Here is a 26351-nt window from a genome sequence, read left to right as displayed (position 1 = left end):
AGGAGCCGGCATGGAGTGGTTGACCATCGCCATCCTCCTGATCACGCTCATCTTCGGAGTTCTCGTCTCCTGGCTGAACCGCCAGGGGATCGCGGCGCGCCAGAGCGTCGCCGGCGCGTTCCCGCTGACTCCGGACCGGGCGATGAGGATCACGATGGAGGCGGGTCTCACGCCACGGGAACGGCTGCTGGGGGCGGCCGTGCCCGTGCTCTGCACAGGAAAGGGGATGAAACTCGCGTTCACCTGCCGGGCGGGGGTGATGAGCTTCGAGATCAGCGGGCTGGGGGAGCTCGCCGGCACCCGGGTGCTCGCGTACGCGGAGCACCTCGCGGTGATCCGGCTTCCGGAGCTCGGGAGCCCCGGCGCGCCCGCGACGAACGCGGTGTACCTGAGGGGGACCCTGGCCAGGAACCCGGCCAAGCTGCTCCGCCGGCGCGAGCGCGTCTTCCGCGCGCTCGACCGGGCGGCGCGGCGGCAGGACCGGCCCGCGGACGGCGAGCGCGTCCGGAGATGCGCCCGCGCGGTCCGCACGGGACGCGCCTAGTCCCGCCTAGGGACCCGGCGGCCCGGCGGCGCAGCGCCCGAAAACCCACCCCGGCCCGCCGGCGGGGACACGCGGGCGGCGCGCGGGTCAGGGCAGGGTGAGGATCTCGCTGCCGGAGTCGGTCACGAGGATGGTGTGCTCGAACTGGGCGGTCCGCATGCGGTCCTTGGTGACGGCCGTCCAGCCGTCGGGCCACACGTCGTACTCGATCGTGCCGAGCGTCAGCATCGGCTCGATCGTGAACGTCATGCCCGGCACCAGCGTCACCGACAGGGACGGGTCGTCGTAGTGCGGCACGATCAGGCCGGAGTGGAACGAGGTCGAGATGCCGTGCCCGGTGAAGTCGCGCACGACGCCGTAGCCGAACCGCTTGGCGTAGGCGGAGATGACCCGGCCGACGATGTTGAGCCGGCGGCCGGGCGCCACGGCCTTGATCGCGCGCATCATGGCCTCGCGGGTGCGCTCGACCAGCAGCCGCGACTCCTCGTCCACCTCGCCGACGAGGTAGGTGGCGTCGGTGTCGCCGTGCACGCCGCCGATGTAGGCGGTGATGTCGATGTTGACGATGTCGCCGTCCCGCAGGACGGTGTCGTCGGGGATGCCGTGGCAGATGACCTCGTTGATCGAGGTGCACAGCGACTTAGGGTACCCGCGGTAGCCCAGCGTGGAGGGGTAGGCGTCGTGGTCGCAGAGGAACTCGTGCCCGATGCGGTCGAGCTCGTCGGTGGTCACGCCGGGGGCGACGTGCCGGCCGACCTCCTCCAGGGCCTGGGCGGCGATGCGCCCGGCGACGCGCATGCGCTCGATCGTCTCGGGCGTCTGGACGTCGGTCTCGCCCCTGCGGGGCTCCTTGCGGCCGACATACTCCGGGCGTTCGATGTGGGCGGGAACCTTGCGGGTGGGCGAGAGCCGCCCGGGCCGGAGCAATGTCGTCATGGGGCAAGTCTAGTTCGGTGCCGATAGGGCAGGATCTGACTGGACGGCGAGCGCCGCGGGCGTCCGGGACCCTGCCCGAACCCGCGGGTGAGGAGGGCACATGAGCGGTGAGCAGTGGTGGTTCTGTCTCAAGCACATGCAGGTCGAGCCGGACAAGGGCTGCCCGGACAAGCACCGCCTGGGGCCGTACGCCGGCCGCGAGGAGGCGGCCGGGGCGCTGGAGACGGCCGCCGCCCGCAACCGGGACTGGCACGAGGGCGACAAGGACTGGGACGACAACTGACGCGTCCTCCGGCTCTCCCCCTCAGCCCGGTGGGCCGCCGGAGGTCTGCCGCCGTTTCCAGGGCCGGGCCACGGCGATCCGCGTGAGGGCCAGGACGCCGACCCCGCACCAGATCAGGTTCAGCACGGCCGACGGCCAGGCGAAGTGGTAGGCGGAGTTGACCATGAGGGCGGCGGCGCCCCCGAGGTTGATGAGCTGGTAGGCCAGGCCGGTGCCGGACATCTTCGCCATGGACAGCATGGCGTAGGAGTACAGCAGCGAGGCGGCGCCGAGGATGCCGAAACCGTCGATGAGGATGGGCAGCAAGGACACCGTGTCAGTCCCCGGTGAGACGTGCGGCCGCCCGCGGCGCGCGATGGACGCCGCCACGACCGCGGTTCGGGACTCTGGAGTACAACGAACTCACCCCAATCAATGCGATCAATGCGATCAATGCGGGACGCGGGTCCACGCGAGGGGTCCGACGGGCGGCACCGCGACGGCGCGGGGCATGGGCGGTGACAGGACGTACGGTGGCCGGCGGAAGCGGGACGGGGGGCTTTCCAGGCGGGTCGGCGGGACGACAGGCCGTCCGGGCGTCTTCGGCCCTTACCGGTGGTGCCGCGACGCCGTGACCGGCTCGTTTCCCAAGGCTACGCCTCGCGGGGACCGGCGGCGGGGGGCCGGCGGGGCAGGGATGCGACGCGGGCGGAACGCCTTGCCATCGCGATGAAAGGATTTGCCTCCGATTTCCCCTTAGTCGGGGACGCGGGGGCCCGTGACGCGGTCGGCCAGCCGGGCGAGCCGGTCCATGAGCCGGCCGCGCTGCCGGGGCGTCTCGCCGGCCGCCATGCTCACCATGTGCTGGGCCGCGTCGAACGTGAACAGCCCGTCCTGCGCGGGCACGGCCAGGGCGTCGTGGGCCAGTCCTTCCAGCTCGGGGTCGCCGCCGTCGAGGGCGAGGATGGTCGCGCCCGTGCGCCGGGCGTCGTTCACGCGTTCGAGCAGCGGCACGGGCGCCTTCCGCTCGGCGACCACGAACAGCGTCTCGCCGCGTCTCGCCGCCTCGATGCGCTCGATGCCCACGGCGAGGTGGGGAGGGGCGCCCGGGGGCGGCGACCAGCGGACGAGCGTGGGGGCGAGCTGGGCGAGCCCGGAGACGCGCGCCTCGTCGTCGAGGTGCGCCGCCAGGTGCCACGGCTCGTCGTCCGGGGTGCCGACGACGAGCAGCCCGCCGGGCGAGCGCGTGGCGCGCAGCGGGAGCGCGAACTCGCGGGTGCGTTCCACCCAGCCGGTCGTGGCGAGCACCTCGCGCAGGAAGGTCACCGACGCAGCGTCCATGGCCTCCATGGTGCATCACGGCCCCCGGCGCCGTCCCGGTAAGAAACACCTGGCATGATCGGGAGAATTGCGACCGCTGTCGAGGGGACGATCTGGATCATGAGCGATGAGCTGCGGGACGTGGGCGGGCTGTCGATCGGCATTCTCGGCGGCACGGGGGACCAGGGCAAGGGCCTCGCGCGCCGGTTCGCGGCGGCGGGCCACCAGGTTCTGATCGGGTCGCGCAGCGCCTCCCGGGCGCAGGAGGCGGCCGCGAGCCTCGGCGAGGGTCTGCCCGCGCGCGGGGACGAGAACGCCGCGGTGGCCGCCGAGGCCGATGTCGTGATCGTCGCGGTGCCCTGGGACGGGCACAAGGCCCTGCTGGAGTCGCTGCGCTCCGAGCTGGCGGGCAAGATCGTCGTCGACTGCGTGAACCCCCTGGGCTTCGACAAGCAGGGCGCGTTCGCGCTGGACGTCGAGGAGGGCAGCGCGGCCCAGCAGGCGGCGGCCGTCCTGCCGGACAGCCGCGTCGTGGCGGCGTTCCACCACGTCTCCGCGGTGCTGCTGCTCGACCCCGAGGTCGCCGAGATCGACCTGGACGTGCTGGTGCTCGGCGACGACCGCGAGGCCACCGACACCGTGCAGGCGCTGGCGGCCCGCATCCCGGGCGTGCGCGGGATCTACGGCGGGAGGCTGCGCAACGCCCACCAGATCGAGGCGTTCACCGCGAACCTGATCTCGATCAACCGCCGTTACAAGGCCCATGCCGGGATCCGCGTCACCGATGTGTGAGCCTGTGTGAGCCGCCTGCGCGGGGGCCGGGAGCGCGGCCGTTCGCCCGTCCGGTGAGATGAATCTGACAAAACGGGTATTTTCCCGCCATTCTTGACGTCATGAGCGATCTGCACCCGGATACCCGTGCCGTCCACGTGCCGCAGCCGCCGCTGAACGGCAGCGTCCCCATCGCGACCCCCCTCTACCAGACCTCCGGATTCGCCTTCGAGGACCCCGCCGTCTTCGCCGACGGGATGGGCCGCCCCGACGGCGCCTTCGTCTACGGACGGCTGTCCAACCCGACCGTCCGCGCGCTGGAGGACGCGGTCGCCGGTCTGGAGGGCGGCGTGGCCGCCGTCGCCGCCGGGTCGGGCATGGGCGCGATCAACTGCGTCCTGTTCGGGCTGCTCTCTCCCGGCGACCACCTGATCGCCCAGAAGCCGCTGTACGGCGGGACGGCCACGGTCATCGCGGACCTCGCCCGCCGGTTCGGGGTCGCGGTGACCTACGTGCCGGAGGACGACCCCGCGGCGGTGCGCGAGGCCGTGCGCCCCGAGACGCGGCTGCTGTACCTGGAGACGATCGCCAACCCGATGACCCAGGTCGCCGACCTGCCCGGCATGTGCGCCGCCGCGCGCGAGGCGGGCCTGATCTCCGTGGTGGACAACACCTTCGCCTCGCCGGTGCTGTGCCGCCCGCTGGAGCACGGCGCCGACGTCGTCGTCCACTCGGTGACCAAGTACCTCAGCGGGCACAGCGACGTCCTCGGCGGGGTCGCGGTCTTCGCCGACGAGGCGCTGCACCGCAAGGTCTGGACGTTCTCCACCGAACTCGGCGCCACGCTCGACCCGTTCGCCGCCTGGCTGACGCTGCGCGGCATCCAGACTCTGCCCCTGCGCATGGCCCGCCACTGCGAGAACACCCGCGTGCTCGCCACCCGCCTGGCCGAGCACCCCGCCGTCGCGGCCGTCCACTGGCCGGGACTGCCCGGGCACCCCTCCCACCGGCTCGCCGCCAAGCTCCTGCCGGACTTCGGGGCCGTCTTCTCCTTCGACCTGACCGGTGGGCGCGCGGCGGGGGAGAGGTTCATGAGCTCGGTACGGCTGGCGCTGCTCGCTCCCTCGCTGGGCGGGGTCGAGACGCTGATCCTGCACCCGGCCACGACCTCCCACCGCTCGCAGACCGCCGAGGAACTCGCCGCGTCGGGGATCGGCGAAGGGACCGTGCGCGTGGCGGTCGGCATCGAGCACGCCGAGGATCTATGGTCCGACTTCACCCAGGCCCTCGACGTTCGGGGCGCCTAAGGGGCGCCCCGAACACGCCGTGCCGGAGGCGCGGCCATAGGCACAGCTCAGCGGTAGCTGTGCTCCGGGGCGGGGAAGGCGCCGGAGACGACCTCGTCGGCGAAGGCGCGGACCGCGTGGTCCATTTCGCCGGCCAGGTCGAAGTACTTCTTCACGAACTTCGCGGGATGTTGGGTGAGGCCCATGAGGTCCTGCCAGACCAGGACCTGAGCGTCGCAGGACGGCCCCGCGCCGATGCCGATCGTCGGGATGGACAGCGCGGCCGTGATCCGGGCGGCGAGGTCGGCGGGCACGCACTCGAGCACGACGGCGAACGCCCCGGCGTGCTCAAGGGCCTTGGCGTCGGCCATCAGCTCGTCGCCCGACTGGCCCCGGCCCTGCACGCGGTAGCCGCCGAACGCGTTCACCGACTGCGGGGTCAGCCCGAGGTGGCCCATGACCGGGATGCCGGCCGAGACCAGCAGGTCGATCTGCGGGAGCACGCGGCGCCCGCCCTCCAGCTTGACCGCGTGGGCGCCGGCCTCCTTCATGAACCGCGCGGCCGAGGTCAGCGCGTCCTTCGGGGAGGCCTGGTAGGAGCCGAACGGCAGGTCGGCCACGACCAGCGCGCGGGAGGAGCCGCGGACGACGGCGGCGGTGAGCGGGATCAGGTCGTCGACGGAGACCGGCAGCGTGGAGTCGTAGCCGTACACGACCATCGCTGCCGAGTCGCCTACCAGCATGACCGGAATGCCGGCCTCGTCGAACACCTTGGCGGTCATCGCGTCGTAGGCGGTGACCATCGGCCACTTCTCGCCGCGGTCCTTGGCGGCGGTGAGGTCGCGGACGGTCACCCTTCGCCCAGCTTGGCCGCCGTAGAGCGCGGTCGGCGAGCTGGTGTTTCTCGACGTAGAGGACATCATGGATACCTCCAGGTCTCGAGGCGCCCCTGTGGCGTCCCCGGACGGTCAGATCATCGCACGGCTGACCGTTATGACAACACCCCGGATGCCCTCTGCTCATCCCTCCACGCACCCCGGCCGGCGCTTTACCGGGCGGACGCCGCCACGACCGTCCTGCCGGACGCCGCCACGACCGCCCTGAGGTGCGGCGACGCCGGAGATCTCGCCCCGATGGGCTCGCGCGGGCAGGAGATCATAACGAAACGGGACGGTTGCGTATCGAATCATTGCGCGCTACGGTAACGGTGCGAAACGCACTCGTATCGAAATTTCGCTCTTACTCGTACTTGGGGGGTTCGTGGACAAGACGACAGGTCACCCACGCCGATGGCAGGTCCTCGGTGTGATGGTGTTCAGCCTGCTCGCCGTCGTTCTCGACAACACGATTCTCAACGTGGCCCTGAAGGTCATCTCCGATCCCGAGGCTGGGCTCGGGGCGTCGCAGAGCCAGCTCGAATGGGCCATCAACTCCTACACGCTCGTCTTCGCCGGCCTGCTGTTCACCTTCGGCGTGCTCGGCGACCGGTTCGGGCGCAAGCGCATGCTGCAGATCGGCATGGTGCTGTTCGGCCTGGCGTCCCTGGCCAGCGCCTACGCGCAGGACCCCGGGCAGCTCATCGCCGCGCGGGCCGCCATGGGCCTCGGCGGCGCGGCCGTCATGCCCGCCACCCTCGCGATCATCTCCAACGTCTTCGCGCCGCAGGAGCGCGGCAAGGCCATCGGCATCTGGTCCGGAGGGGTGGGCCTCGCGGTCGCCATCGGCCCCATCACCGGCGGCATCCTGCTCGAGCACTTCTGGTGGGGCTCGGTCTTCCTGGTGAACGTGCCCATCGTCCTCATCAGCTCCGTGCTGATCGCGGTGCTGGTGCCCGAGTCGCGCAACCCCGACAAGGCCCGGCTCGACCCCTTCGGCGTGCTGCTGTCCATCGTCGGCCTGGTCGGCGTCGTCTACGGCATCATCAAGATCGGCGAACGCGGCACGGTCACCGACCCGCAGGTCCTGGTGCCCACGCTCGTCGGCCTGGCCGTGCTCGCGGGGTTCGTCCTGCACGAGCGCAGGGCGGCCCACCCGGCCTTCGACGTACGCTACTTCGCCATCCCGCGGTTCTCCACGGCCGTCGCCAGCGTAGGCCTGGTGTTCTTCGCCATGATGGGCGTGATGTTCTTCATGGCGTTCTACCTGCAGATCGTCAAGGGGTACTCGCCGCTCGCCGCGGGCGCGCTCGTGCTGCCGTTCGCGGCGGCCCAGCTCATCTTCTCGCCGCTCAGTGCCCAGATGGTCCGCCGCTTCGGCGGCAAGGTGCTCGCCACCGCCAGCATGCTGCTGGTCGCGGCGTCCCTCGCGAGCTACACGATCCTCCAGGTGGACACGCCGATCTGGGTGTTCGAGATCATCGGCTTCGTCCAGGGCGCGGCGCTCGCCAACATCGGCCCGCCGGCCACCGAGGCCGTGATGTCCTCGGTGCCCCGCGAGAAGGCGGGCGTCGGCTCGGCCATGACCAACACCATCCGGCAGGTCGGCGGCGCGCTCGGCGTGGCGCTGCTCGGCTCGGTGCTGTCCGCGACCTACCGCGACAACGTGGCCGGCGCGCTCACGGTCCTCCCGGAGGGCCTGCGGCACGCAGCGGGCGAGTCGATCACGGCCACCATGGGCGTCGCTCAGTCCCTCGGCGCCCAGGGTGCCGCGATCGTCGCCCCCGCCAAGCAGGCGTTCGTGGACGGCATGCACGTGACCGCCCTCTGCGCCGCCGTGATCGCGCTGGTCGGCGCGGCCGTGGTGGCGAGGTGGCTCCCTGGGAAGGAAACGGTCGTGCCGCCGGTGGCGGCACCGGAAAGCACGGAACCGGCAGTAGTGTGAACGGACCATGGTGACTGAGCGCATGGGGGTGGCCCGCGCGCCGGGCCGCCCTCGCAGCGAGAGGGCGGAGCGCGCGATCGTCGACGCGACGATCGACATGCTGGCGGAGGGTACGAGCGTGGCCGAGCTCTCCATCGAAGCCATCGCCACGCGGGCGGGTGTGGGCAAGACCACCATCTACCGGCGCTGGTCCAACAAGGAGGACCTGGTCGTCGACGCGCTGGCCACGCTCAAGCCTCCCATGCCCGAGCCGCTCGGCAGATCCGCCCGCGAGGACATCGTCCGGCACCTCGGCGCGATGCAGCAGGAGACGCACGATCGGCGCCTGCGCTGCATCATGACCATCGCGCTGAGCGAGTCCGACCGCTACCCGCACCTGGCCCAGCGCTTCCGCGAGATCGCGATCAAGCCCCGGCGCGAGGCGCTGCGGTCGATCATCCGGCGGGGCGTCGACACGGGCGAGTTCCGCGCCGACACCGACGTCGAGATGGCGATGGCCGCGCTCAGCGGCGCGATGCTGGTCTTCACCAAATGGCATGACCCCAAGGAGGAGCTTCCCGCCGACCTTGCCGAGCGCATCACCGACCAGGTGCTGGCGGGCCTGCAAGCGTGAGCTGTGCCTATGCCGCGCCTCCGGCGCGGCGGTTCGGCACGCCTCTTCAGGCGCCCTGAACGGGTCAGGTGGCGGGGGTCTCGCGCCAGCGGTTGGTGATGGGCAGCCTCCGGTCGCGCCCGAAGTTCTTCGGGGTGATCTTCGGGCCGGGCGGGTACTGCCGCCGCTTGTACTCGGCGAGGTCCACCAGCCGGATCACCCGGGCCACCAGCTCCGGGTCGTGTCCCGCCGTGACCAGGTCGTTCTTGCCCATGTCGTGCTCGACGTAGTCGGCCAGCAGCCGGTCCAGGACGTCGTACGGCGGGAGCGAGTCGGTGTCGCGCTGGCCGGGGCGCAGCTCGGCGCTCGGCTCCTTGGTGATGGAGTTCTCCGGGATGGGCGGGACGGCGAACGGGTGCAGCAGGTCGCCCTCGCGCCCCGCCTGGGCGTTGCGCCACCGGGACAGGTCCCACACCGTCGTCTTCAGCACATCCTTGATCGGCGCGAACCCGCCCGCCGAGTCGCCGTACAGCGTGGAGTAGCCGGTGGCCAGCTCGCTCTTGTTGCCCGTGGTCAGCACCAGGTGGCCGTGCTCGTTGGACAGGCCCATCAGCAGCATGCCGCGCACCCGCGCCTGAAGGTTCTCAGCGGCCAGGCCGTGCAGGTCGACCTCCTTCTCGAACGCGTCCACGATGCCCTCGATGGGCACCAGCCGCGCGTGCGAGCCCTGTCGTTCGACCAGGTCGCGGGCGTCGCCCACCGAGTGGTCGGAGGAGTGGCGGGACGGCATGAGCACGACGTGCACGCGGTCGGGGCCCACGGCGTCGGCGGCGATGGTGGCGGTCAGCGCCGAGTCGATGCCGCCGGACAGGCCGAGGATCACCGAGCGGAAGCCGTTCTTGGTGAAGTAGTCGCGCGTGCCGAGCACGAGCGCCGAGTACACCTCTTCCAGGTCGTCCAGGCGTGGGGCCACCACGGGCGGCTCCGGGGTGTAGGTGGGGAGGGGCTCGGCGGAGAGCTCCAGCCGCTCGACAGTGATCGTCGTGCCGTCCTGGGCGTCGACCGGGAAGGTCCCGGGACGCGCGGCGGGGTCGGCCGCGGGCAGTTCCAGGTCGGTGACCAGCAGCTCCTCCCGGAACTGGCCCGCGCGGGCGATGAGCTCGCCGTCGGCGCCGACCACGATCGAGTCGCCGTCGAAGATCAGCTCGTCCTGGCCGCCGACCTGGTTGGCGTAGGCGAGCGCGCACCCGGCCTCGCGCGCCCGGTTCGCGCACAGCTCCAGCCGCACATCGTCCTTCTCGCGCTCGTACGGCGAGGCGTTCGGCACGACCAGCAGGCCCGCACCTGCCTGCGCGACGGCCGCGACCGGGCCGCCGTCCTGCCACAGGTCCTCGCAGACGGCGATCGCGACGTCCACGCCGTGCAGGCGGAAGATCGGCAGCCGGTCGCCGCGCACGAAGTAGCGGTACTCGTCGAAGACGCCGTAGTTGGGCAGGTGGTGCTTGGCCGTGCGGGTGACGACGCGGCCGCGGTGCAGCAGGGCGGCGGCGTCCAGCGGCGCGCCCTTCGGCTGCCCGGCCCGGGGCGCGAGGCCGGAACGGTCGACGTAGCCGGCCACCACGGGCACCTCGCCGAGCCCCTCCTCGGCCAGCCGCGCGGCGACGGCCTCCAGTGTCGCGATCGAGGCGTCCACGAAGGATGTGCGGAGCACCAGGTCCTCGACCGGATAGCCGGTCAGGAACATCTCGGTGAAGACCACCAGGTGCGCGCCGCGGTCGGCGGCGCGGCGCGTCCACGCGACGAGCGCGTCGGCGTTGGCGGAAAGGTCGCCCACCACCGGGTTGGTCTGGGCGAGGGCTATACGCAGTTGAGGCACGATCTCCACCTTACGTGTGGCGCCGGCCCGGCCCTCGGGGCGGTTCAGCTCTGAGGGCGCAGGCCGTCCATCATGATCGTGAGCAGCAGTTCGCCGCTCTCTTCCGAGCGCTCCGTCGCCACCGCGACGGCGTGGGCGATGCGCAGCAGCTCCAGGCCGGTGAGGCCGTCCCGCCCGACCCCCGCCTCCTGGGCCCGGGCGAGCAGCGCGCCGGCGGCGGCGCGCATATGGAAGTGGCAGGCGGCGTACGGCTCGGAGTCGGCCTCCATCGTCGACTTCAGCGCCTCCACCAGCCCGCGCTTGGACCGTCGGTCGGGCTCCGCGCGGGCGCGCGATACCACGACTGTAACCGACCGCCAACCGAAGACAGCCTCGCAGCGTTGGAGCCCCAGGATGTATCAAATCCATCCTCTAATGGGGTGGTGTGGGTAGGGTTCGACACGATCACGGATCCGCCGCGAGCCGCCGTTCACGGGCGCGGTCAGCGGGCCGTGCCCGGGCTGATCAGGCCGGACTCGTAGGCCAGGACGACGAGCTGGGCGCGGTCGAGCAGGGCCAGGCGGTCCAGGAGCGAGGCGATCGCCGCCCCGACGGAGTCCTCGGGGACGGACAGCGTCGTGGCGATCTCCTGGTTGGTCTGTCCCCGGGCCACCAGCTTGATCACGTCGAGGTCGGCGTCGGTCAGGCCCTTCAGGGCGGGGGGCACGTCCGGGTCGCCGCGGCCGGCGAAGGCCGCGATGAGCCGGGTCGTCAGGGCGGGGTCGATCAGCGCGTCGCCGTCCGCCGCCGCGCGGAGCGCGGCCAGCAGCTGCTCGGGCGGGGAGGTCTTGAGGACGAACCCGCTGACCCCGGCGCGCAGGGCCGCGTACAGGTTGTCGTCCGTCCCGAAGGTGGTCATCATGACGACCTTCGGCGGGGCGGCGTCGGCCAGGACCCGGCGCGCCGCGGCCAGGCCGTCCAGGCGCGGCATGGAGATGTCCATCAGCACCAGGTCGGGCCGGGTGCGCCGGATCAGCGCGATGGCCTGCTCGCCGTCCTGGGCCTCGCCCACCAGCTCCACGCCCGGCTCGTTCTCCATGATCACCCGGAGCCCGGCACGGACGAGGGCCTGGTCGTCGGCGACGACCACCCGCAGCGCAGACGCCTCCCGCGCGGCCACCCCGGCGGGCGCCGCGTCGGGGGCGTCCGGGGCAGGGCCGTCCAGGTGCGCGGCGTGGGCGAGGATGTCACGTTCCAGCCGATGTAGCGTCGGGCCGAGGTCCAGGCCCAGCTCCTCGCGCAGCAGCGTGCGCGCCCGGCGCAGCGCCCCGAGGGCGTCGCCCTGCCGTCCCGCCCGGTACAGGGCCAGGGCGAGCAGCCGCCACGCCTCCTCCCGCAGCGGATGGGCCGAGGCGTGGGACTCCAGGTCCGGGATCGTCGCCGACGCCATGCCGAGCCGCAGCGCCGCCTCGGCGCGCTGCTCGACCGCCATCAGCCGCAGCTCGTCCAGCCGCATCGCCTCGGCGGCGGCCCACGAGAGGTCGGCGAACTCGGCCAGCGCCGGGCCGCGCCACAGCCCGAGCGCCCGTTCCATGCGGTCCCACACCGCGGCGGCGTCCCCGGTCTCGCCGGCGCGGACGAGGCTCTCGAACAGCCAGGTGTCGACGGTGTCGGAGCCGGCGCGCAGCGCGTACCCGGGCGGGGCGGAGACCAGGATCTCGGCCTCCTCGCGAGGAGCGCGCCCGGGCTCCAGCGCGCGGCGCAGCCGGGAGACGTACCCCTGGATCGTCGACAGCGCCTGGGCGGGGGGATCGCCCGGCCACAGCTCGTCGATGAGCACGCTCATCGGGACGGCTCTGCCGCGCGCCACGAGCAGCCGCGCGAGGACGGCCTGCTGGCGAAGCCCGCCGAGGTCCAGCGGGGAATCGCCAGCAACTACCTGAAAAGGACCCAAAGCATGGAATTTCAACATCGCAGCGCACAGCGTAGGGCCTGAACGGTCCATCCGGGCGCCGATACGGCCGGTCGATGCGCGGTCGTGAGCCTCGGCGTGGCATTCGGCGTGGTATCCGGGGCCTGCTCAGGGATTCGCCACCAAATCCGGACGAATTCGCAACACAAGCGAGAAGGAACCGAACGCCCCCACCCTGCCGCCGGTCAGAGGGGGAGGATGGCCTCGACGGTCGTGCCGCCGGTCGCGCCGGGCACGGTGACGCACGTGCCGCCGAGCTCGGCCGCGCGCTCGCGCATCGAGTGCAGGCCGACCCCGGCGCGCGGGCGTTCGGGCAGCCCGGCGCCGTCGTCGGAGACGCGCACCCGCAGCGCGTCGGGCGCGCGGTCCAGGGCGATGGAGGCGCTCGTGGCGCGGGCGTGCCTGCGCACGTTGGTGAGGGCCTCCTGGACGATGCGGTAGGCGGCCACCTCGACCGCCGCGGGCAGCGTCGTGAGGTCCCCGCTCACCTCCACGGTCACCGGCGGCGGTCCCTCGACGGCCAGGGTCCGGACGGCGCCCGCCAGCCCCAGGTCGTCCAGCGCGGGCGGGCGCAGGCCGTACACGAGCTGCCGGATGTCGCCCGACACCGCGTCCATGCCGGTGCGCAGGTCGCGCAGGAGCGTGTCGGCGGAGTCGGGGGACTTCTTGAGGCTGCTGCGGGCCAGGTTGATCGTCATCGCCATGCTGGAGAGCGTCTGCCCGAGCCCGTCGTGCAGGTCGCGGCGCAGCCTGCGGCGCTCCTCCTCGCGGGCGGTCAGGATCTGGTGGCGCGAGCGTTGCAGGTCGGCCGCCATGCGGACGGCGTGGGCGACGTCGGCGGCGTACGGCGCGAGGGTGCTGATCACCCGCTCGTCGTGCGCGGCGGCGAAGCGGCGCGGGCCCGGGCGGCCGAGCAGCAGGCGGCCGACGGTCTCGCCGTGCCACACCAGCGGGATCTGCCGGGGCTCGCTGCCCACGTGCCCGCTCTCGACGTACCCCGGCCTGCCGTCCACGACCTCGACCGCCGCGCCCTCGATGGCGAGGCCGTCCTGCAGGACGGTCACGACCGACGACAGCGCCTTGGCGGGGTCGGCCCTGCGCACCTCCTGGGTGAGCCGCTCGGCCAGCAGGCGCGGGTCGCCGACGTGGCCGTACAGCGCGCGGTCCACCAGCCGCTGCAGGAGCCGCCGCAGCGGCTGGAAGAACGCGCCCGCGACCAGCGCGGCGGGCAGCCCGGCGACCTGGTTCTCGCGGGAGGCGACGAGACCGGCCGGCGCGCCGGCGCCGAAGTACACGCCGCTGATGACGGCGAGCAGGCCGCCGCCGACGAAGGCGCGGCTGATGATCGTGTCGATGCCGTACAGGCGGTAGCGCATCACCGAGAACGCCATGGCGATCGGCACGAGCCCCGCCCAGATCACCGCGATCAGCCAGAACCGCTCGCCGATCAGCAGGAACGTCACATAACCGGTGAAGGCCAGCAGCGGCCAGGCGATCTGCCGCCGCGTCAGCGGGTCCGAGGGCAGGAAGCGGGCGACCAGTGAGACCAGCGACAGCACCACCGCGGCGTAGATGCCCGCCCAGGTGATGGTGCTGATCAGGTGGGTGTAGGGCCGCAGCGCCTCGATCGCTAGCGGGTTCGGCACCGCGGCCGGCCACGGGTTGTGGTCGAGGGCGGGCCGGACGATCAGCCGTAGCGCCTCGGCGGACGTGGAGAGGGCGCCGAGGACCGCGACCGCCCACCAGCGGCGGGAGGGCGGCCGGCCGTCGGGGGAGAGCAGCGGCACCAGGACGGCCAGGGAGAGGCCCGAGACCAGCCAGCCGAGGATGGAGACGTAGCGCAGGTACCCGGCGGCGCCGAGCGCGCCGTCGGCCGCGGCGCGGAACATCAGCGCGCCGCTGATCTGGCCGGCCGCCGCGCCGAACCCGCCGCCGCACATCAGCCACGCGACGTTCAGGCGCGGCCGGTGGTACACGAGGAACGCGCCGACGGGCGGGAACATCAGCCCGGCCGCCGTGTCGGGGGTCGCGAAGACGTCGATGTGCCATCCGGGCGGGAGGGCCGCGTAGACGAGCAGGGAGGTGACCACCATGACCGGGGAGGCGACCGCCGTGACGACGGCCACCGCGCGCGTCGTCGTGATCCTGACCATCCCGATCCCCTTCCCTCAACGTCCCCCACGGTGGAGGGTGTGCGCACTCCCGCCGGAACAGGAGGCATCCGGGAAAGTATGGGACGTCACATAACGCCCGATCAACGACGGCTTGATGCTGAAAAAGCACCGTTCGAGCCGACTGACTGACTTTACCGAAATAGGCCGCGGCCATCAGAGGACCGGCGCCCGTGAAGGCGAGGTCAGGACGCGGACCGCCGGCGTATCGCGGGTGAGATCACGAACTGACCCACGGCGGCGAGCACGCCGACCGCCCCCACGGTGATCCACAGTACCGAGTGCCCGAGCGCCAGAAGGCGCGTTCCGGCCGGCGGCGCGAGCAGCCCACCCACCGACCACGCGAAACCGAACATCCCGCTGTAGCGCCCGCGCAGGTGGGGTGGAGCCAGGGCCGCCACGACCGCGCCTCCCATGCCCGCGGTGACCACCTCGCCGAGCGTCCAGACGGCGACGGCCCCCGCGTACCCCGCCGTCGTGGAGACGAACGCCATCAGCGCGAACCCCGCCCCCACCACCGCCATGCCGGCCGCGAGCGTCCTTCCGGGGTCCACGTCACCCGTGCCCTCAGTAGCTCACTCACCAGCGGCTGCCACCAGCTACCGAGTCTGCTCGATCAGCCGACCCGGTAGCTCCCATTAGCAGAAGAACGGGGCGGTGGACGGCAGGGCGGCGAGGGGCGCCGGGCCGGAGAGCCCGGGGGTGTCCCGGCGCGACCCCGCCCGGTCGCCGGGGGCGTCCCCGGAGCTCTGCTGCCATCCGCCGCCGTACCCCCAGCCTCGCGCGTTCCCGTCCCCGGACCAGCGGCCCGCTCCGTGCTCGTCTGGGGAGCGGGGGTGCGACGGCCCGCCGTTCGCCTTCGCCCCGGCCTCCGGCGCCCTCGCAGGGCCTGCCCCCGCCGACTGACGGGCGGCGGGTGACGGCGGACGCGCGGGCTCGCCGTCCCTCACGCCTCCGGGGGTGACGGTCGACGGCGGTGGCCCGGACGGCACGGCGGGCGCGACCTGCGGCCCGGACGGCCTGGATGGCGCGGGCGGCCTGGATGGCGCGGGCGGCGCGGCGGGCGGCCCGGAGGGCCCGGCGGGCCGTCCGGACGGCCCGGGCGCGTCCGGACCGGGGACCGGCGCGGGGCCGGGCACCTCCCTGCCCGTGGCCGTGCGGGCGGGCGGCGCGGGCGACGCCTGCGCCGGGGCGTACAGGCGGCGCGTCGTGCGCTGGAGGCCGGGCTCGTCCAGGCGGATGCCGCTCGCCGTGAGCCGCTGCCCGTACACGTCCGTGATCCGCACGACGAACGGGCCCGGCCCGGCGCCGTCCTCGGCCACCCAGTAGTTGCCGGAATCGCGGGACAGGCGCCGCCAACGCCCGTCCGTCAGGACCTCGAGGCGCAGCAGCGGGTTGCCGTGGTCGACGGCCTGGATCGCCAGCCTGCCGGCCGAGGAGCCGGGCCTGACGCGGAACGCCACCGGCAGCGTCATCGCGGGGTTGCGCACGGTGTGGTAGCCGACCGGCACCACGCGGCGGCCGGGGTAGGCGATGCGCGTGAACGCCGGGCGGCTCAGGTCCACCTCGCCCGGGGCGCACCCCAGGCACTCGCCCACCACCTGGACGCGCACGACGCCGCGCGGCCCGGTGACGTCGAGGTACGCCCCGCACGCGCTCGCGCCCGCGTACTCCTCCGCCGACACCGCCACGACCAGGTCGTCGCGGACCGCGCCCCGCAGCGAGCACTCCCCGCCGCCCGTCCTGCCGGACGCCGCCGCGCCGCCCCCGCCCGCGGGGCCCGCGAGCGAGGCCGCGCAGGCCGCGTTCCTGCCGGTCTGGGCGCCGAGCGCGACCAGGGCGAGCGCCGCCGTCGCCGACACGGCCCACGCCAGCCGCCGCACCACGGCCGGGGGCCCTCCGGCGTCATCGTCCGGCCGCCGGCCGAGCCGGAAGCCCGGCCGCGAGCCCGGGCGCGCACGCCGGGCGGACGGGCGCCGGATCTGCCGTCGATCCGCGTTCATGGCGAACTCCTCGCACTGAGGTCATCCTTGACGAATACGGGATGAGATCATGCTGTCACATTACGTGACGGCAGTACGAGTCCGTGATACACCCGCCGATGGCCCGTCCGCCTCCTGGTCGCGCCGTTCGTGTCAAAACCGGAAACCGGGTTCCGGTCCGCGAGATGCGGCCTCACAGCGGACCCGCGTAACGTGTGCGAAACACCAAGCGGGCAGACTGGTAGATGACCAGACATGTCTTCCGCCGACTCAGAGACTGGTTCAGCGCGACGACGATGGTGTCCGATCACCGTCCGGCAGAAGGGGATGCCTTGGACCGCCAGCAGGAGTTCGTGCTCCGCACGCTCGAAGAACGCGACATCCGGTTCATCCGGCTGTGGTTCACCGACGTCCTGGGGTTCCTCAAATCGGTGGCGATAGCCCCCGCCGAGCTCGAAGGCGCGTTCGCCGAGGGCATCGGCTTCGACGGCTCGGCCATCGAGGGCTTCGCCCGCGTCTACGAGTCCGACATGCTCGCCAAGCCGGACCCTTCGACGTTCCAGATCCTGCCCTGGCGCAGCGAGACGCCTGGCGCCGCCCGCATGTTCTGCGACATCCTCATGCCGGACGGCTCGCCTTCGCACGCCGACCCGCGCTGGGTGCTCAAGCGCACCCTCGCCAAGGCCGCCGACATGGGGTTCACGTTCTACACCCACCCCGAGGTCGAGTTCTTCCTGCTGAAGGAGCGGCCGGAGGAGGGCCGCGGGCCCGTCCCGATCGACTCCGGCGGCTACTTCGACCACACCCCGCACAGCTCCGGCCACGACTTCCGCCGCAACGCGATCATGATGCTGGAGGCCATGGGCATCTCGGTGGAGTTCAGCCACCACGAGGGCGCCCCCGGCCAGCAGGAGATCGACCTGCGGTACGCCGACGCGCTGACCACCGCCGACAACATCATGACCTTCCGGCTGGTGATGAAGGAGGTCGCGCTGGAGCAGGGCATCTGGGCGTCCTTCATGCCGAAGCCCTTCACCGAGTACCCCGGCTCGGGCATGCACACCCACATGTCCCTGTTCGAGGGCGACCATAACGCCTTTTACGAGCCCGGCGCCGACTACCAGCTCTCCAAGATCGGCCGGTCGTTCATCGGTGGTCTGCTTCGCCACGCCGCCGAGATCACCGCCGTGTGCAACCAGTGGGTGAACTCCTACAAGCGGCTGTGGGGCGGCTCCGAGGCGATCGCCGGGCTCGGCGGCGAGGCGCCCAGCTACATAAGCTGGGGTCACAACAACCGGTCCGCGCTCGTCCGCGTCCCCATGTACAAGCCGCACAAGGGCAACTCCGCGCGGGTGGAGTTCCGGTCGCTCGACTCCGCCTGCAACCCCTACCTCGCCTTCGCGGTGGTGCTCGCCGCCGGCCTGAAGGGCATCGAGGGCGGGTACGAGATTCCGCCCGGCGCCGAGGACGACGTCTGGGCGCTTACCGCCTCCGAGCGGCGCGCGCTCGGCATCGAGCCGCTGCCGCAGAGCCTGGACGAGGCGATCTCCGCGATGGAGCGCAGCGAACTGGTCGCCGAGACCCTCGGCGAGCACGTCTTCGACTTCTTCCTGCGCAACAAGCGCGCCGAGTGGCACGAGTACCGCCGCCAGGTCACCGAGTTCGAACTCGGCCGCTACCTGCCAGTGCTGTAATCCCAGCTCAGAGGCGGGTTCTCGTTGATTGAAGGGTGAGGGCCGACGGTGCGCAACCGTTGGCCCTCACCCTTTCATCGGTCCTGGGCCGTCTGTGGGCCGTCAGACCTGTGATCCATGGCCTCATACACCCTGTCTACGGCTCGCCGGGTGCGTCCCTCGCTGCTCGGCATGAGGTGCGTGTACGACCCGGGCGTGCACACCGCGACGTTCGTTGACGTGCTGCGGGTGGGATAGGCCCGCTCTTGGCGGCTGTTGCTGCCGACCCGAATTCCGGGCTTGCGAAGACAGCCCTCCCCGTTCACCTTTGCCCTGATAGGCGGCCTTTATCGCAGGAAAGGCGGGAGCGCCAGAGGTGTGGGGGTGAGTGATGGTTCGCCAGTGAGGATAGTGGTTAATACACGCCGGGTGGCTGTCGCGCCCACATGATCGATGAGAGTTTTCGCTGTGACGTGGGGCGTGTGAACGGTTCCTCTCGGTGATGAAAGTCGGGATTCGGGGACACCGGGCGGGCGCGCGCCGCCGCGTCTTGGCGCCCGGCTGTACGGCCCGGTCCGACGGGGACCGGGCGGCCGAGGCGGCGAAGCCGAAGGGGAATCCTTCCTATGTCCTCGACCACAAGTACCTTCTCGCGCGGGCCGCGCCCGCGGGGCCGTCTGCGCGGGCTGGCCCTGCGGGGCACGCTGGCCGTGGCCCTGGCCGCCGGCGGCCTGGCCGCGGTCGCCCCGGCGGCCCAGGCCGCCACGACGGTGACGTTCTCCTATACCGGTGGCGCGCAGACGTTCACCGTGCCGGACGGTGTGACCTCGATCGTGGTGGACGCGTTCGGCGCCCAGGGCCAGGCCGGGCCCGGCCAAGTCCCGGGTGGCGCGGGCGGCCGGGGCGGAGAGGCCAAGGCCACCCTGGCCGTCACCCCCGGGCAGGAGCTCCAGATCAACGTCGGAGGGACCGGCGGCTACGGCGGCGGAGGCGCCGGCGGCAAGGGCGGGAACGTGTTCGGGTATCTCGACGGCGGCGCGGGCGGCGGCGCCTCAGACGTGCGCACCGGCCCCGGCTACGGCCTGGACGACCGGGTGCTAGTGGCCGGCGGCGGCGGCGGAGGCGGCAACTTCGACCGCGGCTACGCGGGCGGCGGCGGGGACGGAGGCGGTGCCGCCGGTGCCTCCGGCGGCAGCTCGAGCCTCGGGGCCAACCCGGGCGGCGGAGCGACATCCTCGGCCGGTGGGAGCGGCGGCGCCGGCAGCTACGGAGCGGACGCCGGAGCCGACGGCACGGCCGGTACGGGCGGCGCGGGCGGCGCGGAGGTGCCCGGTGGGACCTCCGGCGCCGGCGGAGGCGGCGGCGGAGGCGGCTGGTACGGCGGCGGTGGGGGCGGCGGAGGCGAATGGGCCGGCCCCCCCACCTACGCCAGGGCCTCCGCGGGCGGTGGCGGAGGCAGCGGCTACGGCCCCGCCGGGACCACCTTCCAGACCGGCGTCCGATCGGGCAACGGCGTCGTCATCATCACCTACTACCAGGTCCCCGCCATCACCGGCATCAGCCCCGCCAGCGGGCCCACCACCGGCGGCACCACGGTGACGATCACGGGCGCCGACCTCACCGGCGCCACCGCCGTCGTCTTCGGCGATACCGCGGCCTCGTTCACCGTCGACTCCGACACCCAGATCACCGCCACCAGCCCCGCCACCACCGCCGCCGGAGCGGTCGACGTGAAGGTCACCACCCCCGGCGGAACCACCGCCACCACCAACGATGACAAGTTCACCTACGTCAACCCCGCACCCACCATCACCGCCGTCAACCCGGCCACCGGCCCCGCCGGCGGCGGCACGAGCGTGACCATCACCGGCACCAACCTGACCGGCGCCACCGCCGTAGCCTTCGGCGGCACCGCCGCGACCTCGTTCACGGTGAACTCCGCCACCAGCATCACCGCGACCAGCCCCGCCGCCACCGCCGCCGGAGCGGTCGACGTGAAGGTCACCACCCCGGACGGGACCAGCGCCACCAGCAGCGCCGGCACCTTCACCTACACCAAGGACACCACCAAGCTCCAAGCCCAGCCGCTGCTGCTCTCCCTCACCGGCGGCGCGCTCAACATCAACCTGCATCCCTCGGCGACCCTCACCGACACCACCACCGGCCGGCCCGTCGCCGGCCAGACCGTCACCTTCAAGGTCGGCACCCACACCGTCTGCTCCGCCACCACCGACAGCAGCGGCGTCGCCTCCTGCTACGGCCTGTGCCCGCTGACCACGATCCTGCTCAACCTGTCCTACACCGCGACCTTCGCCGGTACCCCGGCCCTCGAAGCCGCCACCGGCACCGCCGGACTCATCCAGCTCTGACCCCGACCACCGCCGAAGGCCCGTCCTTTTCCGGGGCGGGCCTTCGGCGTGCGTATGGACCGGCCGTCCGGGGGGCTCGTCGGGGTTCGCTCGGCCAGGCGCGTGAATATTGGTATAAACCATTGGCCTAAACCAATTGGGCCCCCGGGCGGTAGGTGAATGGAGAGGGGTGCCCGGCATTTCCGTGCGGGCCCACCTCGACCGGCTCGAACCGGCTCGAACCGCCTCGACCGGCGGGCGGGTCCTGGGAGCGGGGCCGGCCGGATCGTCCGCCGGGTGGTGGGGTTGTCGTGGATTGCGGTCATGTTCGCGCAGGGGAATGGGGTCGCGGGCGAGCCGGTTGCCACTGTCGTAGCGTCCGCGGCCGGTCTCCCGGGAGCCATCCGGGTGGGCGGCGCGGGGTGGCTCGGCGCCGGGTGGTGTTATTCGCCGCCTGTCACGCCGCCGTTACCCCGGGCTAACGGTTCCGTCATCGGTTCCTGGTTCGATGATGCCGCGGGTGAGGTGGATTAAAATGGCCACGACTTGTCGGGCCATTTACGGCACTAGCGGTTTATGCGCCCATGAGGGCATTGGTGGTATTGACAATATGGATTGCGCTCCGGGTTCTGGAGAGCAGTAGGGGGTGCCCAGCATGACGACTTCTGCCGGTTTGGAGACCGGGCTCACCGTATCGGCCCGCTTCCGAGGCCCTGAGGGTACCGCCAACGGCGGCTGGATCGCGGGAACGCTCGCGGGCACCCTCGCCGGCACGCTGGAGGGCCCGCACGCGGTCGAGGTGACGCTGCGACGGCCGATTCCCCTGGCGACGGAGCTCGCCGTCTCTCACGTCGCCAACTCGGCGTCGTTGTCCCATGACGGCCGGCTGCTGGCCGAGGCGATCCCCGTCGCCGAGGACGTCACGCCTCCTCCGTTCGTCCCCTTCACCGACGCCGCCAGGTCCGAGGCCGGCTTCGCCGGCTTCACGGGGGCGCACCCCGTGCCCGGGTGCTTCGTGTGCGGCCTGCGCGACCCCGGTGACGGCCTGCGCATCTTCCCCGGCCCCGTCGAGGGCTCGGACGTGGTCGCGGCCGGGTGGCGCGTCCCCGTGACCGTCACCGACGGCGAGGGGGTCGTCCCCGACCCGGTCGTGTGGGCCGCGCTGGACTGCCCCTCCGGGTGGGCGCACGCGGGCAACGGCGGGCCCGGCCTGCTGGGCCGCATCACCGCCCAGGTCTTCCGCCGCGTGTACCCGAACGGGACGTACTCCGTCGTGGCCCGCGCCACCGGCCGCGACGGCCGCAAGCTGTTCGGCGAGAGCGCGGTCTACGAGCTGGACGGCGCGCTGGTCGCCGCGGCCAAGGCCACCTGGATCATCCCGTCCCTGACGTGACCCGCTCGGCCCGCGCCCGCCCGGGCCCTGGCGGTGTCAGTAGATGGTCACCTGGCTGAGCAGGGCCCACACGCGCATGACGAGCAGCGTCAGCGTGGCCGCGCACAGGAACAGCGACGCGGCGAAGAGGGACCAGCGGAATAGCCGGTAGCTCAGCGGCGCCAGCCCCGACGCCCGCCTGCCGGGAGACCACGGCCGCCGCAGGTCCGTCATGGTGAGCTCGCCCTCGCCTGACGGATCCGCGTCCGCCGGTTCCATCGCCGCCGGATCCGCGTCCGCCGTTCCCGGCAGGCCCGCGTCCGCCGCCCGTGGCGCGGCGCCGTTGACGGTGGCGAGGCGCTCGGGGACCGGCAGGCCGGTCAGCCAGGCGACCAGGCGGCCGATCGCGGCCGTGTCCGCGGGCAGGCCGGACGCCAGGTAGCGCACCTCGGCCGCCGTCCGCGCCAGCTCCCTGACCATGTTGCCGAGCCCGACCCCGTCGAACCACCCGGGCAGCTCGGCGGCGTCGCGCCCGACGGCGGTGCGGCGCAGCAGGTCGGCCTTGGTCACGACGACGGCGACCCGCTTCTGCCGTCCGCCGTCCGCCCGCGCGGCCAGCTCGTTGCGCACCCGCTGGAAGGTGTCGGACGGGTCCTCGGGCGACAGGACGACCCCGGCGTCCTTGAGCGTCTTGCGCTCCGCGTCCGACAGGCTCCGCTGCACTTCGGGGAGGGCGAACGGGTCCACCACGATGAGCATCGCCTCGCCGTGGGTGAGATAGCTCATCGCCTCCACCTGCGCGGCCCCGGTGAACCCCTCGCCGGACGGGTCGAACAGGTACAGGATGCGGTTGCCGCTGCGCGGCTTGGCGCCGGGCAGCGTGATGTCCACCATGGTCGCCGACGGCGCCTGCGTGGTCGTCTTGGACACCTTGCCGAGCCGCAGCTCCCGCCGGAGCCGCGAGAAGGCCACCTCGTCCCCCCGCACCACGAACCCCGCCCGCCCCCGCGCCTCCTTCACCACACCGTTGAGGGCGTTGACGGCCAGCACCATGAACGTCGTCTTGCCCGCGTCGGGGCCGCCGACGAACGGCAGCGGCTCGATCCGCGCCCGGCCGATCCGGTGCGGCAGCGCGCGGTCGCATTCGGGGCAGTACGACTGGAGCCGGAAGCGGCCGAGCACGATGGCCGTCGGCAGCCGGGTGCCGCACCGGCACACGTGCCGGAACGCGCCGTCGAGGTTCGGCACCAGATGCCGGTGCCGCTCGCCGCAGGTCGGGCACGCGTACTCGGGCAGCGCGAACCTGGCGTAGCACTGCGGGTGCGGGCAGGTCTGCAGGATGCGGCGGGCCAGCATGAACACACCCTCGACGCCTCGCACGAGCAGCGCGGACGCCGCCCACAGCAGCAGCCCGGCCCCGCAGACCAGGGCGTACGCGCCGACCACCGCCGTGGCGGCCGCCGCCAGCGGGATCAGCGCGACGCCGGTGCCCACGATGGCCGCGAGCCACACGGGCAGCAGGAAGAAGCCCTGCACGTTGCTCATGAGCCACCGCGTGAGCGTGCCGATGACCGTCCTGACGGTGCCCCAGAGGGCCGGGACGGTGAAGGCGGCGATCCGCCACCAGTCGAGGCCCGCCTGGCCGAACAGGTAGTGGCGGAAAACGGGGTCGCGCCGCTCGCCGGCCGTGGCGGGGAGCGCGGGGGAGATCCCGCCCGCCGTCGCCGGGAGCAGCACCCGGCCGGCGCGCAGGTAGTAGTGGCCCGCGCCGACGAGCGTGGCGCCGGCGACGGTGAGCGCGCACACGACGGGGAACACGTAGAGGAACCCGAAGTACATGCACGCGAGCCACAACGCGATGAGGAAGATCACTACAAGTGGCATCAGCGGTCCTCGCGTTTCCACGGGAGGCCGCGCCGGGCTCGGGTCGCGTCCTTCAGATCCTTCAGGCCGGCCGCGAGGTCCGGGTCCCGCTTGAAGCGCGACTCGGCCGACCCCGACATCGACCAGCCGCCGAGGCGGGTGCGCGCCCAGGAGTCCAGCTCGGGGACGGGCGCGTCCGCCATGTGGAGCCGTACGGCGACCTCCAGCAGCGCGAACTCCTCGTCGCGCGACCCGCGGGCCGCGAGCCACGCGCGCGCCAGCCCGCGCCGCGCCGCGTCCGGGAGCAGGGTGAGGACCTCGGTGCGGAACCTCGGGTCCCGTTCGGCCAGGGCGCGCGCGGCCACGGCCCGGGCCGCCGCGGGCAGGTCCTCGTGGGTCTCGCGGGCGAGCTCCTCCAGCCGCTGGAGTACGGCCGCCGCGTCCGCGGGCCTCGCAGCCTCGGACGCCCCGGCGGCCAGCAGCACCATCTCGGCGTCCTTGGCCGGGTACCCGGGGACGGCCTGCCGCACCTGGCCGGCCAGCCGCACGACCTCGGGGTCGTCCAGCCCCGCGGCGAGGAACGTACGCGCGGGCAGGTCGCTCAGCGCCGACGAGTCGCTCAGCGCCGCCCCGATCCGCTCGACGAGCGCCGCACACTCCGCGGGCCCCGGCGCGTCCTTCCAGACCTCGGCCACCCCGGCGTCCCACCCGGCCGTCCCCAGGTCTGGGAGATCCGCTTCCTCTGAACCCCCGCCGCCCCTCTCTTCTGCGACCGACATTTCGCTTATTTCAGCAGAAGGCGGGTTCCTGGGGGCAGCGGTCGCGTGGGGAGCGAGGCGGAGGAGCCGCTCGGTGGCCTCGACGCGCGACAGGAGGCCGCGGCGGACCAGGGAAAGGATCACCGCCGTGCCCGTGCGCGGCGCGTGCGTCAGGTCGCGGCGCCATAGTCGGTCGCAGACGGAGTCCGCGAGCATCCGCCGGTGGACCTCGTCGGGCGACGCCTCCAGCCCGGCCACAACGCCCGACAACACGGTCTCGCGCAGGTCGGCCGGAAGGCGTTCCAGCAGGCGGGCCAGGTCGCCCCGCCCGTCACGGGCCAGCGCGCCCGCCGCGCGTTCGAGCCCGGCCGGGTCGACGGGCGCCCCCACGGCGTACGCGGTCCGCGCCGCGTGGGCCAGTTCGTCCAGGTCGCGGGCACCGGCGAGCGCGCGGGCGGCGTCGTCGGCGAGCGCCGCGCGCGTCCCTGGCCGCGAGGCGGGTGGCGGGGCGGGCAGGCCAGGGTCGGCCAGGGCCAGGACGGCGCAGCGCAACGCGCACAGCTCGGCGGTCTCCTCAGGGGCGTGGGCCCGGACGGCCGCGGCGAGCTCGTAGTCCATGCGACCGGCGGCGCGCGCGAGGTCGTCCCACAGCCAGTCGGGGAGGTCCTTGGACAGGGCGCGGGCGATGGCCGACTGCTCGGCGGCGGTCACACTCGTGTCGCCGCGGCAGAACGCCAGCAGCGCCGCGCTCGTGTCCGGCTCGAAGGCCCCCCACCCCGCCGCGCCGTCCCCGTCACGGCCCCCGGCAGCGCCGTTCCCGCCCGGCTCGCCGAACGGGTCCACGCCGGGCGGGGAGCCCAGTTCGCCGATCGCGTCGATGCCGTCCAGGTCCATGCGGCGCCAGCAGTCCGTGACCGTACGGGCGAAACGGCCGGGGGCGCCCGTCGCCCCGGCGAGGGCCGTGGCGCCGGCCGAGGACGCGGCGGCGGGATCGTCCAGGCGGACGACGGCGGCCTCGACGTCGGCGGGCATCCAGACGTCGGGGGTCGTGCCCACGATGATGTGCGGCGCGCCGGCGGGGTCGGCGCTGTAGGTCACGAACGACAGGCGCGCCGCGACCGGCCACGGCAGCGAGTACGAGACGACCGCGATCCAGCGGACGATCTCCTCGACGTCCGCGCAGACCAGGATGACGCGGCCGTGCCCGCCGGCGAGGGCGCGCCGGACGTTCTCCAGCAGGCCCGCGAGCCGGGTGTACGCGGCGTCGCCACCGGAGGCCAGCCAGGCGCCGAGCGTGTCGGGGTCGATGCCCTCGCCCGGGGGCAGGTCGGCGAGCTCGGGCAGGGGAGTGCCCGGGGACGCGGGGACGTCCTGCCACAGGGGCGAGCGCCACAGTTCCACCGGCCGCAGGCCCGTCAGCTCCTCGGCGGTGGCGACGACCGCGTGGCCGAGGAAGTTGCCGTACCGGCCGGAGTAGTCGCGCCCGAGGTAGACGCAGCGGGTGACGACGCTCAGATCGCGCGGGCGTTCCCGGTCGCCGACGTGGCGATCCCCCGGCGGATCGTACGGGCTCTCGCGGACGGGGCCGTAGGACAGCGCGACGGGCATCCGCGCGATCTCCTCGGCGGAGGGGGCGAGCGGCGCGGTCGGCGGGGGCTTGTAGGCGAGATGGCGGGCCACCTTGCCGGTGACGCCGTGCGGGAGCCCCGGCGACTCCGCGACGAACTGGAAACCCGCGCGCCCGGCGGGCCCGGCCTCGGCCGACGTGTAGTGCAGCTGCCAGGCCACCTCGTCACACCCACCCGTCGTCGGAGGAACAGGATCTC

21 protein-coding genes are annotated in these 26351 nt (G+C 73.1%); 9 read left to right on the top strand and 12 right to left on the bottom strand.

Going from position 1 to position 26351, the window contains the following annotated elements; genetic code table 11:
* Positions 1-10: 10 nt before the first annotated feature.
* Entirely contained in the window at positions 11-544 is a 534-nt protein-coding gene (locus AB0M95_RS25710; protein WP_363769389.1) for a hypothetical protein, read from the top strand.
* Positions 545-631: 87 nt separating this feature from the next.
* Here AB0M95_RS25710 and map read toward each other — a convergent pair whose 3' ends face one another.
* On the bottom strand, positions 632-1480 hold the full coding sequence (gene map, locus AB0M95_RS25705) for a type I methionyl aminopeptidase (RefSeq protein WP_363769386.1): 849 nt from the start codon (positions 1478-1480) through the stop codon (positions 632-634).
* Positions 1481-1580: 100 nt separating this feature from the next.
* On the opposite strand from map, the gene AB0M95_RS25700 reads away from it, so the two are divergent.
* Complete coding sequence (locus AB0M95_RS25700) at positions 1581-1763, top strand: hypothetical protein (RefSeq protein WP_358513144.1); 183 nt, start codon at positions 1581-1583, stop codon at positions 1761-1763.
* A gap of 21 nt (positions 1764-1784) precedes the next feature.
* Here AB0M95_RS25700 and AB0M95_RS25695 read toward each other — a convergent pair whose 3' ends face one another.
* Positions 1785-2075 (bottom strand): hypothetical protein, encoded by a 291-nt coding sequence (locus AB0M95_RS25695; protein WP_358513146.1) that lies wholly within the window; start codon positions 2073-2075, stop codon positions 1785-1787.
* Between the two features lie 423 nt (positions 2076-2498).
* Entirely contained in the window at positions 2499-3083 is a 585-nt protein-coding gene (locus AB0M95_RS25690; RefSeq protein WP_363769382.1) for a hypothetical protein, read from the bottom strand.
* A 99-nt stretch (positions 3084-3182) separates the two neighbouring features.
* Here AB0M95_RS25690 and npdG point away from each other — a divergent pair, with 99 nt between their 5' ends.
* Both npdG and AB0M95_RS25680 read left to right on the top strand, forming a co-directional pair.
* Positions 3183-3854, top strand: coding sequence for an NADPH-dependent F420 reductase (gene npdG / locus AB0M95_RS25685; RefSeq protein WP_363769379.1), 672 nt, complete (start codon positions 3183-3185; stop codon positions 3852-3854).
* 101 nt (positions 3855-3955) lie between these two features.
* Positions 3956-5140 (top strand): aminotransferase class I/II-fold pyridoxal phosphate-dependent enzyme, encoded by a 1185-nt coding sequence (locus tag AB0M95_RS25680; RefSeq protein WP_363769376.1) that lies wholly within the window; start codon positions 3956-3958, stop codon positions 5138-5140.
* A gap of 47 nt (positions 5141-5187) precedes the next feature.
* Here AB0M95_RS25680 and panB read toward each other — a convergent pair whose 3' ends face one another.
* The gene (gene panB / locus AB0M95_RS25675; protein WP_363769467.1) at positions 5188-6039 is read right to left on the bottom strand and encodes a 3-methyl-2-oxobutanoate hydroxymethyltransferase; all 852 of its coding nucleotides are present in this window, start codon (positions 6037-6039) and stop codon (positions 5188-5190) included.
* A gap of 340 nt (positions 6040-6379) precedes the next feature.
* Here panB and AB0M95_RS25670 point away from each other — a divergent pair, with 340 nt between their 5' ends.
* Both AB0M95_RS25670 and AB0M95_RS25665 read left to right on the top strand, forming a co-directional pair.
* Positions 6380-7939, top strand: coding sequence for a DHA2 family efflux MFS transporter permease subunit (locus AB0M95_RS25670; protein ID WP_363769373.1), 1560 nt, complete (start codon positions 6380-6382; stop codon positions 7937-7939).
* A 7-nt stretch (positions 7940-7946) separates the two neighbouring features.
* The gene (locus AB0M95_RS25665) at positions 7947-8552 is read left to right on the top strand and encodes a TetR/AcrR family transcriptional regulator (protein WP_363769370.1); all 606 of its coding nucleotides are present in this window, start codon (positions 7947-7949) and stop codon (positions 8550-8552) included.
* A gap of 64 nt (positions 8553-8616) precedes the next feature.
* On the opposite strand, the gene AB0M95_RS25660 is transcribed toward AB0M95_RS25665, so the two are convergent.
* From AB0M95_RS25660 to AB0M95_RS25635, 6 genes are all read right to left on the bottom strand, one after another.
* Positions 8617-10407 (bottom strand): NAD+ synthase, encoded by a 1791-nt coding sequence (locus AB0M95_RS25660; protein ID WP_363769367.1) that lies wholly within the window; start codon positions 10405-10407, stop codon positions 8617-8619.
* A 44-nt stretch (positions 10408-10451) separates the two neighbouring features.
* Entirely contained in the window at positions 10452-10748 is a 297-nt protein-coding gene (locus AB0M95_RS25655) for a hypothetical protein (protein WP_363769364.1), read from the bottom strand.
* Between the two features lie 140 nt (positions 10749-10888).
* Positions 10889-12358 (bottom strand): BTAD domain-containing putative transcriptional regulator, encoded by a 1470-nt coding sequence (locus AB0M95_RS25650; RefSeq protein WP_363769361.1) that lies wholly within the window; start codon positions 12356-12358, stop codon positions 10889-10891.
* 185 nt (positions 12359-12543) lie between these two features.
* Positions 12544-14511, bottom strand: a complete 1968-nt coding sequence (locus tag AB0M95_RS25645) for a sensor histidine kinase (protein WP_363769358.1) — start codon at positions 14509-14511, stop codon at positions 12544-12546.
* A gap of 203 nt (positions 14512-14714) precedes the next feature.
* Positions 14715-15083: a hypothetical protein gene (locus AB0M95_RS25640; RefSeq protein WP_363769355.1), complete on the bottom strand. Its 369-nt coding sequence runs from the start codon at positions 15081-15083 to the stop codon at positions 14715-14717.
* 84 nt (positions 15084-15167) lie between these two features.
* Positions 15168-16532 (bottom strand): expansin EXLX1 family cellulose-binding protein, encoded by a 1365-nt coding sequence (locus AB0M95_RS25635; protein WP_363769352.1) that lies wholly within the window; start codon positions 16530-16532, stop codon positions 15168-15170.
* A gap of 311 nt (positions 16533-16843) precedes the next feature.
* Between AB0M95_RS25635 and glnA the strand changes: the two genes are divergently transcribed.
* The 3 genes from glnA (at position 16844) to AB0M95_RS25620 (ending at position 21925) form a co-directional block, all read left to right on the top strand.
* Complete coding sequence (gene glnA / locus AB0M95_RS25630) at positions 16844-18205, top strand: type I glutamate--ammonia ligase (RefSeq protein ID WP_358513171.1); 1362 nt, start codon at positions 16844-16846, stop codon at positions 18203-18205.
* A gap of 605 nt (positions 18206-18810) precedes the next feature.
* Positions 18811-20553 carry an IPT/TIG domain-containing protein gene (locus tag AB0M95_RS25625; RefSeq protein ID WP_363769349.1) on the top strand — a complete coding sequence of 581 codons (1743 nt, stop codon included), beginning with the start codon at positions 18811-18813 and terminating at the stop codon, positions 20551-20553.
* Positions 20554-21187: 634 nt separating this feature from the next.
* Positions 21188-21925, top strand: coding sequence for a hypothetical protein (locus tag AB0M95_RS25620; protein ID WP_363769346.1), 738 nt, complete (start codon positions 21188-21190; stop codon positions 21923-21925).
* 36 nt (positions 21926-21961) lie between these two features.
* On the opposite strand, the gene AB0M95_RS25615 is transcribed toward AB0M95_RS25620, so the two are convergent.
* Together AB0M95_RS25615 and AB0M95_RS25610 are read right to left on the bottom strand one after the other, a co-directional pair.
* Positions 21962-23788 carry a hypothetical protein gene (locus AB0M95_RS25615; protein ID WP_363769344.1) on the bottom strand — a complete coding sequence of 609 codons (1827 nt, stop codon included), beginning with the start codon at positions 23786-23788 and terminating at the stop codon, positions 21962-21964.
* A complete protein-coding gene (locus AB0M95_RS25610; protein ID WP_363769342.1) occupies positions 23788-26313 on the bottom strand; it encodes a hypothetical protein in 2526 nt (841 codons plus the stop codon). Before AB0M95_RS25610 ends, AB0M95_RS25615 begins: the two co-directional genes overlap by 1 nt.
* Positions 26314-26351 lie beyond the last annotated feature (38 nt).

It is taken from the genome of Sphaerisporangium sp. NPDC051017 (assembly GCF_040683095.1).
GTDB lineage: Bacteria > Actinomycetota > Actinomycetes > Streptosporangiales > Streptosporangiaceae > Sphaerisporangium.
This window is presented reverse-complemented; position numbering and strand designations above follow the sequence as displayed.

Bases quoted from the DNA above. Each gene is read 5' to 3' on its own strand.
- AB0M95_RS25710 (WP_363769389.1), top strand. From the start codon at position 11: ATGGAGTGGTTGACCATCGCCATCCTCCTGATCACGCTCATCTTCGGA.
- map (WP_363769386.1), bottom strand. From the start codon at position 1,480: ATGACGACATTGCTCCGGCCCGGGCGGCTCTCGCCCACCCGCAAGGTT.
- AB0M95_RS25700 (WP_358513144.1), top strand. From the start codon at position 1,581: ATGAGCGGTGAGCAGTGGTGGTTCTGTCTCAAGCACATGCAGGTCGAG.
- AB0M95_RS25690 (WP_363769382.1), bottom strand. From the start codon at position 3,083: ATGGACGCTGCGTCGGTGACCTTCCTGCGCGAGGTGCTCGCCACGACC.
- npdG (WP_363769379.1), top strand. From the start codon at position 3,183: ATGAGCGATGAGCTGCGGGACGTGGGCGGGCTGTCGATCGGCATTCTC.
- AB0M95_RS25680 (WP_363769376.1), top strand. From the start codon at position 3,956: ATGAGCGATCTGCACCCGGATACCCGTGCCGTCCACGTGCCGCAGCCG.
- panB (WP_363769467.1), bottom strand. From the start codon at position 6,039: ATGTCCTCTACGTCGAGAAACACCAGCTCGCCGACCGCGCTCTACGGC.
- AB0M95_RS25665 (WP_363769370.1), top strand. From the start codon at position 7,947: ATGGTGACTGAGCGCATGGGGGTGGCCCGCGCGCCGGGCCGCCCTCGC.
- AB0M95_RS25650 (WP_363769361.1), bottom strand. From the start codon at position 12,358: ATGTTGAAATTCCATGCTTTGGGTCCTTTTCAGGTAGTTGCTGGCGAT.
- AB0M95_RS25645 (WP_363769358.1), bottom strand. From the start codon at position 14,511: ATGGTCAGGATCACGACGACGCGCGCGGTGGCCGTCGTCACGGCGGTC.
- AB0M95_RS25635 (WP_363769352.1), bottom strand. From the start codon at position 16,532: ATGAACGCGGATCGACGGCAGATCCGGCGCCCGTCCGCCCGGCGTGCG.
- AB0M95_RS25625 (WP_363769349.1), top strand. From the start codon at position 18,811: ATGTCCTCGACCACAAGTACCTTCTCGCGCGGGCCGCGCCCGCGGGGC.
- AB0M95_RS25620 (WP_363769346.1), top strand. From the start codon at position 21,188: ATGACGACTTCTGCCGGTTTGGAGACCGGGCTCACCGTATCGGCCCGC.
- AB0M95_RS25615 (WP_363769344.1), bottom strand. From the start codon at position 23,788: ATGCCACTTGTAGTGATCTTCCTCATCGCGTTGTGGCTCGCGTGCATG.